The sequence below is a fragment of the Helicobacter sp. 23-1046 genome (assembly GCF_053654635.1).
Genome location: NZ_JBSIUS010000001.1, coordinates 454,483 through 466,590, shown reverse-complemented (window position 1 = coordinate 466,590; position 12,108 = coordinate 454,483). Strand labels below are relative to the sequence as shown.

The following is a 12,108-nucleotide window of genomic DNA, read 5'->3' as shown; positions in this document are numbered from 1 at the left end:
ACATAACAAAAGGATTTTAAGGAGTGTAAATGGATGTAAAAACCTACGAAATAGCACTTGTGCGAGAAATCGAAAAAAAATGGCAGGAGTTTTGGCAAGCAAACGCCTGCTTTGAGCCAATCCACACGCAATCTAGCACAAACACTAATAACGCGCAACCTAAAGTCGATTTCACTCTACCCAAAAAATATATCCTCTCAATGCTCCCCTACCCAAGCGGGAGAATCCATATGGGGCATGTGCGAAACTACTGCATAGGGGACGCTTTGGCTCGCCATTATCGCAAAATGGGCTACAATGTCTTGCACCCTATGGGCTGGGATAGCTTTGGTATGCCTGCGGAAAACGCCGCCATAAAGCACAAAATCCACCCTAAAAAATGGACTTATGAAAACATCGATACGATGAGAGCCGAGCTAGAATCTTTGGGGCTTAGCTTTTCACGGCAACGCGAGTTTGCCACGAGTGATGCTATTTATACGCGCTTTGAGCAGGAATTTTTTATCCAAATGTGGCAAAAAGGGCTTATCTATCGCAAAGAAGCGTTTTTGAATTGGTGTCCTAATGATAAAACCGTGCTTGCAAATGAGCAAGTCATTGATGGCAAATGCTGGCGGTGCGATACCCCTGTGGTGCAAAAAGAAATGAGTCAATACTATATGAAAATCACCGCGTATGCGGAGGAATTGTTGCGCGATTTAGAGGGCTTAGAGGGGCATTGGGCAAATCAAGTCATCACAATGCAACGAAATTGGATAGGCAAATCTCGCGGGCTAGAGTTTAGCTTTAGCCTAGATTCTAAGTCTTGTGAGAAATTGGGTTTGCCCTCGCAAAAAAGCCCCCTCCCCTGCAAAGAGGGTTTGGGGGTGGATGCAAAATCTAAAACCCCTCCCCTTAATCCCATCCCGCAAGGGGAGAAGAAAACGCAATCAAATACTCTAGATTCTACAATTAGCGTCTTTACCACGCGCCCTGATACCATTTATGGCGTAACTTATTGCGCGCTAGCTCCCGAGCACGCCATAGTCAAGCGCGTCTTAGAGCTAGGCTTGCTTGATTCTAGTGTGGCAAGCGCGATACAGGCTATGCAAAATACAAGCGAGCGCGACAGGGCGGTAGCAGAAAAAATGGGCTTTGATTTGGGATTAGAGCTACTCCACCCACTCACAGGGCAAAAACTGCCACTATGGGTGGCAAACTATGTGCTAATCGAGTATGGAAGCGGTGCGGTAATGGCTGTGCCTGCGCACGATGAGAGGGATTTTGAGTTTGCGTTAAAATACGGCTTGCCAATAAAACGCGTAGTAAAATCTAAGGAAGATTCAGAATTTAAAGCAGATTTGAGCGAGGAAGTCGCGGATTCTACCCGCCCCCTAACCCACTCCGCCAAAAATTCATTGAGGGAGGGGGAATCCAACGAGCAAGACGATAATGAAAACCTCGCGCAAGCCTTTGTAAATGACGGGATTTTGCTAGATTCTGGCGAGTTTAGCGGGCTTAGTAGCGAGGAAGCACGCGCCAAAATCATAAAGCATTTTGAATCCAAAAATCTAGGCAAAGGCGTAACGAACTACAAATTGCGCGATTGGGGTGTGTCGCGTCAGCGGTATTGGGGTGCGCCTATCCCTATGGTGCATTGCAAGAAATGCGGAATCGTGCCTGAGAGATTAGAAAATCTCCCCATAACCCTACCCGATGATATTCTCATAGATGGCGAGGGCAATCCGCTTGATAAGCACGATTTATGGAAGCATTGCACCTGCCCCAAATGCGGTGCAAAGGCGTTGCGAGAGAGCGATACAATGGATACTTTTGTAGAATCTAGCTGGTATTTTTTGCGCTACACCACGCCACGCGAGCTGTGGGAAAAAGCTGCGTTTGATAGCGATTCTTTGCGCTATTGGCTAAATATTGATGAGTATATCGGTGGGATTGAGCACGCGATTTTGCACTTGCTGTATGCGCGGTTTTTTACTAAAGTCTTGCGTGATTTGGGCTATGTGGAGATTGATGAACCATTTGCAAACTTACTCACGCAAGGTATGGTGCTAAAAGACGGCGCAAAAATGAGTAAATCTAAAGGCAATGTAGTCGATCCAAACGCGCTTATACAAAAATATGGCGCGGATTCTGCGAGGCTTTTTGTGTTATTTGCCGCGCCACCTGTGCGTGAGCTAGAGTGGAATGATAGCGCGGTGGAGGGCTCATATCGCTTTATCCGTAGGCTTTATGAGAGAGCAAAATATGCAAAAAAGTGTAGCGCATTGCCAAAAATTGATGCTCCCACGCTCAATGAAGCGCAAAAAAACGCGCGCAAAAAAGTCTATGAAGCATTGCAAAAAAGCAATGCGCTCTTTGAAAAACGCGCAAATGGCTATGCGTTTAACACGGTGATTGCGGCGTGTATGGAGGCACTAAACGCGCTAAGTGTGGCAGAATCTAACGCGCAATCTAGCGATACAAACAAAGCAAATAAAAACACGCAAAGCGAGCAAAAGGCGCAAAATAGCGATATTTGGCAAGACATTTGGACAGAGGGGTATTTTATATTGCTTAATATTTTAGAGCCAATTATCCCGCATATCGCGTGGGAGCTTAGCGAGGAGCTATTTAATCGCAAAAATTTCGCACCCATTGCTGTTGATAAAACGGCATTAGAAGTGAGTCAAATCACTCTTGCAATCACCATAAATGGCAAAAAACGCGCCGAAATCGAAGTGCCTAGCGATATTGGGGAAGATGAGCTTTTAATCCTTGCAAAACAAAGTGTTGCAAAATGGCTTAATGGCGAAATTATAAAGCAAATTGTTGTGCCAAAAAAATTAGTCAATTTTGTATTGAAACCCTAGAGATTTGGGCGATTTATGGAGCAAGTAATTGTATAGAATCTATAACATCATAAACTTTTGGCATTGTGGGCTTTGGGTTGTAGTTTGTGGCTTATGTGTCGGGTGTGGGTATGCACCTGTAAGCGGATATGCCAATAAAATTTTTGAAAGTGGTGTGTATGTCGAGATTACAATGGACCCAAAAATGCCAGAAGCAAGCGTTGGTGTGAAAGATTCCATACATTTAGCGATTTTGACACGATTTCACAATGCGCTTACTTCTAAACAAAATGCGAGTAGCATTATTGATGTGCGCGTAGTCTCGGCAGAAAGCTACCCAATATCTTATGATGATAAAGGTTTTATTAGCTTTTATCGCGTGAATGTGGTTTTAGACTTTAATGTAGTCAATAAAAATGGTAAAACCTTTCGCACTACAAATTCAGGATACTACGATTACGCGGCAAATGCAACTTCCGTGCTTCTTATCGAAGAAGGAAAGTTTAATGCCATTACTAATGCCGCTAATCAAGCACTTGATAAGTTTGTCTCGCAAATGGCGTATGGGGGCGCAAGAGAAATCTATGAAAACAAAGCAACAAAAGAAACAATTACAAAGGAGGAGACAAAATGAAAGAATTAGATGACATCATCTTAGAATCTTTACTAGAAGCAAAAAAGCGCAATCTAGACGCCCAAAATACTTCAGAGCTTATAACTCAAGCCGTTACTCGCTTTGAAGAGGCACGATACAACGATGAATTACGCCACATTAAAAGCTACTCAAATAATCTTAACATTGTGCTTATGAAAATTATTAGAGACTTATTCTCCTTTAGTGCCAAAAGCAAGTATGAGCCATTGCTTCAAATTGGACTTATTAACTCAAGGGACGGACTTAAAGAACTACAAAACCGCTGGATTGAATTTTACAAAAAGCGCGAGCATTTAGAAATTTTAAAAAACGCCGCCACACATATCTCAAAATCACTTATTTCAGAATTTGTCGCTAATGATAAAGAAATTTTAGACCTTATCAAGGATATGGAAAACCACCCACAGAATCTAAGCGATGTGGAATTTCTCTCACGCATAGATTCTGTGATTGCGCTCAAAAAAAGTAGAGAAAACAAAGAAATTTTAGGATATTCAAAACTTGCGGGGCGATTTATCATTGATATATTTGATGCAAAGAATATGGGCGATACGCAAACACTCAATGACACTAAAAATCCATTTACTAACCTTGTGCGCGAAAAGGGCAAGGATAAAAACATTTATCAAGCACTCTATGACCTCTGTGAAGCGTGGCGCAATGAAATCGCACTGAAAAAAACGCGTGCGCAAATAGAGCAAGAAGAAGAAATTAAAAGAGCAAAAGAACTTGAAGAACAAAAGGCAAAAGAGGAACAAGAAGAAAAACAAAAAATGGAGGAAAAAGCCAAACAAAGCGCGCAAGAATCTAAAGAATCACAAACTCAAAACCAACAAAAAGACGAGCAAAAAGAACCAACCCCTGCACCCACAGCACCACCTCCAAGCTCACAAGAATGGAAAAAAACACAGCATTGGAAAGACACCGAATTGCTCTTTAGACAGACAAAAGATGCACGCTTGTGTGCGGTAAGGATTTTTAATTACGATGAAATTTTAGAGACTTTTGGTAGCGAGGGGCATTCTCGTGCCTTTATGATGATGAGGCAGACTTTTATGCGCCATCTCACTTCCGTGCGTAAGGGAAAAGATATTTTTGAGCCAAAGCAAGGTGTGTTTTATCTCCTCGCACACGGCGATAAAAAGCGTGTGGAATCGTGCTTTGATTGCTTTTTAGAAGAGCTTGCCTCCCAAGTGTTTGTGTATGATGAGGAGCGCAGAGTTATGGACTTTGAGGGGAGAATCTTTGGCAAGGAAAAAGACTTCGCTCACGCAATGGACGAACTTGTAAGATTTTTAGCATAAATAATGAAATCTTTAAAAGCCTTTTTGGCGCAAAAGGGTAAAGAATACGCGCCATTTGACACGCAAAGAGTGCATAGAATCTATGCACTCTTAGAGCCTCATTTAGAGAAGCTATACAAGCAAAGCAGGGAATCTCAACAAAACTCCCCCTTTATTATCCACATTTTAGGGACAAATGGCAAGGGTAGCACGGGGCGATTTATCACGCTTGGGCTAGCACAAAATGGCTATAAAGTCCTGCATTTTACCTCGCCACATTTATTTGATTTTAATGAGCGATTTTATATGGCAAATATGCAATCTTGCGCGGATTTGGTGGATTGCGCGGATTGTGGGGCAAAATCTAGCGCGGAGGCAAAAATTACAGATTGTCGCACGCAAGATTCTAATCAACATAGAATCGCCACTCATAGCGAGCTAGAAAGCGCGCATTTGTGGCTGCAAAGATTCCCTATCGTGCGAGAATCAAGCTATTTTGAATACGCGACATTTTTGGCGTTGTATTTGGCAAAGGATTGTGATTATTTCGTGTGTGAAGCGGGGCTTGGTGGGGAGTTTGATAGCACGAGCGTGCTAAATGCGGATTTAAGCATTTTTACGCCTATTGGCCTAGACCACGAGGAATTTTTAGGGAGTGATATTGCCTCTATCGCTGGGAGCAAACTTCGAGCAATGGGGAAAAATGTGCTTCTTGCTCCGCAAAGATTCACGCAATGCAAAAAAATCGCAAAACAAATCGCACAAGAAAAAAATGCTCATCTCTTCACAATCCCAAACCTCCATAAAATCATCATAAGCGACCAATCCAATAATTCTAATGCGCAAAAATTCAACCAATATGCGCAAAAATTCTCCAAAACCTTTCATTGTGAAAATATGCAACCCTTAGATTCAATATTTTGGCGTGATTTTGCTCAATATATCGCAAAAAATACCTACCCGCAATTTTTGCAAGAAAATCTTTTTTGTGCAATTTTTGCGTTATTGTTTTGGAATCTGCGCTTTGATTTCACAACGCTAAAAACACTTGATTTACGCGGTAGATGCGAGATTCTCGCACCAAATATTTTACTTGATGTGGGGCATAATATAGAGTGCGCAAAAGTATTAAAACACACAATAGTGCAAAAATTTGGTAAAAAAAATATTATATTAGTGTATAATGCTTACTTTGATAAGGCTATATCGGCAATCTTAAGTATTTTAAAACCCGTTGTTAGCGAGGTTTTAATCCTTAAGGTAAAAAATGACCGCATAATAAAAAAAGCGGAGTTGGAAGAAATATTGCATAATCTTGGGTTAAAATACAGCGATTTCACTCCAGCTAAATTACACAAAGACAACAATTATGTAGTCTTTGGCTCTTTTAGCGTGGTGGCTGAGTTTTTGACAAAAAGTGGGTAGAGAAGAAAAACTAAAGGAGTGGCAAGTGGAAAACGACAAGTTGATGATTTCTATCATTGATGATAATGGCTCAAGACAATTTAGCGTGCATAATGCTATTAAAAGCTTTGGGTTGTATGTGTTAGCGGGTATATTAGGGTTGCTAGCTTTGTATTTGGTGGCGTTACATATTTTGACAGAGCAGCTTGATGAACTTGTGGCAAAGAAAAATGACGCAAGGGATAGATTCCAAGAAATATATGAAAAAAACAGCAACTTAGAGCGCGATATTGAATACAAATCAAGCGAACTTGCTAAGGCAAATAGCGAAATACACAAACTTGAGCATATCATCAACATTAACAAAGACAAAGTCGCGCTTGATGAGCAAAATATGCAGTTTAGTATCAATGACTTAAATGACATTCAAAAGCAAACCGTGCTAAAAATCGTCCCAAGTGGAAATCCTATCCAAAACTATGAGTTTCCAAGTCAAAAAACAAGTCAAGATTCTAAAGGCACAAAAACCCCAAGCAAGCCAGAAGCAATTTACTACCAAATCGCTAAAGGCACGCCTGTGTATGCTACAGCAAATGGAATCATAGATAGCACGAGCACACAAAGAGGCGGACATTACGGAGTGTATGTCAAAATTATCCACCCATTTGGTTTCACTTCTACTTATGCAAGATTAGATAAAATCGAAGTAAAAAATGGTGAATTTGTCTCAAAAGGACAACTGCTAGGATATAGCGGAGATTCTGGGAGCAGTAAAAAAGCAGAGCTTTTATATGAGTTGAAGTTTTTAGATTCTCCATTGCGCACGCTTGATTATGCGATGTGGAATAAGCAGGAGTTTAATGATTTATTTACCAATAAAGACCCCGTAAATTGGAATTCTCTTATTTGGGCGTTAGATGACCTTGCTCAACTCCAATCTTACGCAAGTGCAGATAAAATAGACAATACCCCATAGGTAAAAATGATTAGGCAAGAGATGAAAAACAATAAACGACTTATATTGATGATAACTGACCAAAATGGCACGCGCTATGTAAATATTCACGCCATTTTTCGTCAGTTAGCCTTATATGCGCTTATTCTTATCTTGGTGCTTATTATTTTTTCTATAACATCAATCCAAATTTTTAAACAAGAAATTGAAAATATCTCTACACTCAACGAGACGATTCTCACGCAATACGAAGATATGCAAAGTCAAAATGCAGAGCTCAACGCTCAACTTCAAGAACAAGTTGATGAAATCTCTCTTTTGGATAAAAAGCTAGGCGACCTTGAGGGCACGATTGGCGTAGATAGCAAAAAAAATACAGATAGCCTCACTTCTCGTGTGGATATTGCTTCATATACGGGTGCGCAAAAAGCCTTTGTAATGAAATTTATCCCAAATGGCTATCCCATCACAAATTATAAAATTATTTCAGCAGATTATGGATATAGAAGACATCCTGTATTTTTTACCCAACACCTCCATACGGGCATTGATTTTGCTGCAGATAAAGGCACACCTGTGTATGCTACGGCTGATGGTGTGGTGGAATCTGCCGAGATGACCTATGGAGGTTATGGCATTTTGGTGAAGCTTGACCACTCTTTTGGATTCCGCACTTACTATGCCCATTTGGAGAAAGTTGTCGTTTCACGCGGTAGCTTTGTCAAAAAGGGGCAAGTAATTGCGTATTCTGGAAGTAGTGGTATAAGCACGGGTCCTCATTTACATTATGAGATTAGGTTTTTAGGCAATGTGCTAAATCCAAGGCACTTCATTAACTGGAATATGAGAAACTTCTCATCAATCTTTGAAAAAGAAAGGAGCATACAATGGCAATCTTTGCTAATGACGATAAACAGTCTAATGGAACAGGAAGCGGAAACAACAACGGAGGAGCCACTATCATTGCGCAAGGCACAAGGATTAAGGGCGATATAAACACTGATTGCAGGCTACACATTGATGGCGAGTTTGAGGGTAATATCAACTCCAAAAATACCGTAATGATAGGCAAAAGCGGGGTAATTAAAGGTGAAATAACTGCTGATGCGCTACTTGTGGCTGGTAAGTTTCTTGGGAACTGCGTTGTAAATTTACTTGAGTTAAAGGCGCAAGGGCGTATCGAGGGTATTATCACGGCAAACGAGATTACCATTGAGCGCAAAGGTGTATTCATTGGGGAATCTAAGATTAAAGAACCCAAAATCCCAGCATTTGATAAAAAATCCACAAAAATTTAACGCTTGATACAGGCTGATTTATATTCACTTTTAGCTAAGAGTGTTAGTGGTTTTGGCAAAAAGTGCACTCCGCACGATTTAGCTAAGGGCTTTATCCTAGCCCTTAGCGATTTTGGAGAGGCGAGAGGAGCTTTTGAGGTTTTCGCGCTGTTTGATGACTTCCCACAGCTTACGCACAGCTCAAACACACAAGATTCCAAATCATCAAAGCTCTCTCCACTAAAGCCATTTTTACTCCCTGAAATGCGGGCACATTATGGTGAGGATTTGCGTGCGTGGCGAGAGGATTTACTCACACTTTTGCAAACCTTGCGCGAATTTTACGCCTTTAGCAATCCTAAGGTTCTGTGTGCGCCAATTTCTAGCATCGCCTACCCTTTGCCAAAGCCAGAGCTTTTAGAGGGTTTTTGTGTAGATAAATCTCATTGTATCTCACCAAATGAGCTTACACAAAAACTTTTGGGCTTTGGGTATGAGAATGTAGAAGTCGTGGAAATGCAAGGCGAAATGAGTGTGCGTGGCGAGATTATAGACATATTTTTACCCTCTAATGACAAGCCATATAGAATCTGTTTCTTTGGTGATGAAGTTGAGAGCATTCGTGTTTTTGATTGTGCTACGCAACTAAGCGATAAACAAGAACTCCAAAACTTGCAAATCCCACCAGCATTTTTCAAGCAAGAATACACGCAAACAAATGACAAAGCAGATTCACAAAATGCCAATGATTTATGGAATCTAGGCGATAATGGCGCGCACTTAAGCAAATCTTTTTGTGCATTTATTAGTCAAGCGGGACTAAAAGAACTCCAAGAAATCACAAGTTTAGAATCAAACGCGCACTTAACCAGCGAAAAGGACTTCATTGCGCTTGATGAATGCTTGCCAAATGACAAAGTCCAAGAAATTGACTTTAATCCTAAAATGTTACACTCACTATTAGCCTTACACAAAGACAAGGTTATCACACTCATCGCGCCAAATCACGCATTGCTAAAGTCCTATGGATTTGACTTTAGCCAAAGTGATAAGGACACAGATTCCCAAACGCTCTACACAAATCCAATTATAAGTGATACAAAAATATCTGCCAAACACTTGCGCGCTATCATTGCGCCGTATTGTATCAATGTGCGAAGCAATGATGAACTTATCATTTCATTTAATCCCAAAAATGCACCCAAACGACCAAAAACGCGTCCAAAAATCCAACTAAATGAGCTCACACAAGGTGAATTTGTCGTGCATAATGATTATGGCATTGGAATATTTTTAGGGCTCAAAAGTGTGAGTGTGCTTGGCGTGGTCAGTGATTTTATTGAAATTGCGTATGCTGGGGAGGATAAACTCTTATTGCCTGTGGATAAACTTAGTCTCATTTCTCGTTATGTGGCAGATTCTAGCACTATCCCTATACTTGATAAACTTGGAAAGGGGAGTTTTGCCAAGCTTAAAGAAAGCGTGCGTAAAAAACTTTTAGAAATCGCTGATGGTATCATTAAACTTGCCGCTCAAAGAGCCCTTTTGCAAGGCATTAAGATAAGCAGAGATTCTAAGGCGTTTATGCAGTTTCAGGCACAATGTCCCTTTACACTCACCGATGACCAAGAGCGCAGTATCAAAGAGATTTTAGATGATTTGGAATCTGGACGCGTAATGGATAGGCTTTTGAGTGGTGATGTGGGATTTGGCAAAACAGAAGTAGCGATGAACGCAATATGTGTGCTGGTGCTCTCTGGCTATCAATGCGCCTTTCTTGCGCCCACTACCCTTTTATGCGAGCAGCATTTCCACTCACTTGCGAAGCGATTTTCTCAAGTGCTAAAGGCAAATGGAAAACCCATTAGTGTTGCACGGCTTGATAGATTCCAAAGTGCAACGCAAAAGGCAAAAACTGCCAATGCGCTCAAACAAGGCGAGATTGACATACTCATTGGCACACACGCACTTTTGGGCGTAGAGTTTGCTAATCTTGGTTTAGTGGTGATTGATGAAGAGCATAAATTTGGCGTAAAGCAAAAAGAAAAAATTAAATCGCTTGCTCACAATGTGCATATCCTCACAATGAGTGCCACACCAATCCCACGCACGCTAAATATGGCACTCTCTTCACTCAAAGGCTTTAGCGCACTTCGCACACCTCCGCTGGAGCGAAAGGGCGTGCGGACATTTCTTAAAGCCTTTAATCACAACCTTGTGCGTGAAGTGATAATGCGTGAAATGCGCCGTGGTGGGCAAGTATTTTATATCCATAACAATATCGCAAGTATTGAGCGTAAAAAAGCTGAGATTGCGCAGATTCTCCCACAATGCAAAATTGCCATCTTGCATTCACAGATTGATTCCGTGCAAAGCGAGGATACAATGATGGAGTTTGCTAAAGGTGCGATTGATGTGCTCCTTTGCACGAGCATTGTAGAATCTGGCTTACACTTACCAAACGCTAATACTATCATTATACAAAATGCCAATACTTTTGGAATCGCGGACTTACATCAATTACGCGGGAGAGTTGGTAGAGGCGATAAAGAGGGCTTTTGCTACTTATTGGTTGAAGATTTTAATACACTTACCAAAGAAGCAAAGGAGCGATTAAGTGCGTGTGAGAAAAACTCCTATCTAGGAAGTGGGGAGAATCTCGCTTACCACGATTTGGAGATTCGCGGTGGTGGGAATCTACTCGGCGAGGCACAAAGCGGACATATTAAAAAAATTGGCTATACGCTTTATCTCTCAATGCTTGAGGATTGTATCAATTATCTTAGCGGCAGGGGCATTGAGAATACCCAACAAGTGGATTTAAAACTTAACATCAGTGCATATATTTCGCCAGAACTTGTCAATAGCGATAAATTGCGCCTTGAGTTGTATCGTAGATTAAGCCTATGTAAGGAATTAAACGAAGTCTATGAGATTGAAGGAGAAATAGAAAATCGCTTTGGCAAGCTAGATTCTATGAGTTTGAACTTTTTGGAGCTTATCAAAATACGCATACTTGGCAATAAGTTGCGTTTAAAGCAAATTATGAGTTTTGGCGAAAATATTACATTTACGCAAGAGAGCGGGGAAAAGACTTCCATAAAGTCTCCCAGCAAAGATTTTGATGATGTGCTAGGAAGTATTATGGAATATTTGCGAAAAACCGCACCATCTCCATCGCACATAAACAATTAAACTAAGAATTTTTAATTGTTTGGAAGTTTTTCACATTTTGTGCGCGAGCTTTTTTGCGTGATAATGCCCCTTCATAACGCTTGATTTCCTCTGGTGTCTTTGGCTCAAATGGTGGGATTTTCTTTTTCTCCCCTGTCTTTGTGTCAATCGCCACCATTGTGAAATAGCAAGTATTGCAATGCGTTACAAAGTGGTTTTTAATATCCTCGCTAATGACTTTAATCCCAACTTCACAACTCGTGCTCCCCACATAATTCACACTTGCCAAAAAAATAATAAGCGAACCAATGGGAATGGGGTGCTTAAAAACGAGGTTATCCACACTCATCGTTACCACTCCGTGCCCACAATATCGTGTAGCGCACGCATACGCCACTTGGTCTAATAGCTTCATAAGCTCACCGCCGTGAACAACACCACTAAAATTCGCCATACTAGGACTTGCCAAAACGCTCATTGTGAGTGAGCGCGTATCAAAAATATCTTCCATACGATTCCCCTTTTTTGTAAG

General features: G+C 41.1%; 9 protein-coding genes. 8 read left to right on the top strand and 1 reads right to left on the bottom strand.

The genetic code is table 11. The features are described 5' to 3' along the window. Window positions 1–29: 29 nt before the first annotated feature. The 8 genes from ACWIUJ_RS02230 to mfd are packed head-to-tail and all read left to right on the top strand — an operon-like array spanning window position 30 to window position 11,597. Window positions 30–2,849 (top strand): leucine--tRNA ligase, encoded by a 2,820-nt coding sequence (locus tag ACWIUJ_RS02230; RefSeq protein WP_454168694.1) that lies wholly within the window; start codon window positions 30–32, stop codon window positions 2,847–2,849. A gap of 28 nt (window positions 2,850–2,877) precedes the next feature. Beyond that, window positions 2,878–3,462, top strand: a complete 585-nt coding sequence (gene lptE, locus ACWIUJ_RS02225) for an LPS assembly lipoprotein LptE (RefSeq protein ID WP_454168692.1) — start codon at window positions 2,878–2,880, stop codon at window positions 3,460–3,462. After that, window positions 3,459–4,787, top strand: coding sequence for a hypothetical protein (locus ACWIUJ_RS02220; protein ID WP_454168690.1), 1,329 nt, complete (start codon window positions 3,459–3,461; stop codon window positions 4,785–4,787). Before lptE ends, ACWIUJ_RS02220 begins: the two co-directional genes overlap by 4 nt. A gap of 3 nt (window positions 4,788–4,790) precedes the next feature. Further along, window positions 4,791–6,191 (top strand): bifunctional folylpolyglutamate synthase/dihydrofolate synthase, encoded by a 1,401-nt coding sequence (locus tag ACWIUJ_RS02215; RefSeq protein WP_454168688.1) that lies wholly within the window; start codon window positions 4,791–4,793, stop codon window positions 6,189–6,191. Window positions 6,192–6,216: 25 nt separating this feature from the next. Further along, window positions 6,217–7,146: a M23 family metallopeptidase gene (locus ACWIUJ_RS02210; protein ID WP_454152210.1), complete on the top strand. Its 930-nt coding sequence runs from the start codon at window positions 6,217–6,219 to the stop codon at window positions 7,144–7,146. Between the two features lie 21 nt (window positions 7,147–7,167). After that, window positions 7,168–8,121, top strand: a complete 954-nt coding sequence (locus ACWIUJ_RS02205; RefSeq protein WP_454152209.1) for a M23 family metallopeptidase — start codon at window positions 7,168–7,170, stop codon at window positions 8,119–8,121. After that, window positions 8,013–8,423, top strand: a complete 411-nt coding sequence (locus ACWIUJ_RS02200; protein ID WP_454152208.1) for a bactofilin family protein — start codon at window positions 8,013–8,015, stop codon at window positions 8,421–8,423. Before ACWIUJ_RS02205 ends, ACWIUJ_RS02200 begins: the two co-directional genes overlap by 109 nt. Window positions 8,424–8,426: 3 nt before the next feature. Beyond that, window positions 8,427–11,597, top strand: coding sequence for a transcription-repair coupling factor (gene mfd, locus ACWIUJ_RS02195; protein ID WP_454168686.1), 3,171 nt, complete (start codon window positions 8,427–8,429; stop codon window positions 11,595–11,597). Window position 11,598: 1 nt separating this feature from the next. Here mfd and ACWIUJ_RS02190 read toward each other — a convergent pair whose 3' ends face one another. Continuing rightward, on the bottom strand, window positions 11,599–12,087 hold the full coding sequence (locus ACWIUJ_RS02190) for an acyl-CoA thioesterase (RefSeq protein WP_454152206.1): 489 nt from the start codon (window positions 12,085–12,087) through the stop codon (window positions 11,599–11,601). Between the last annotated feature and the right edge of the window lie 21 nt (window positions 12,088–12,108).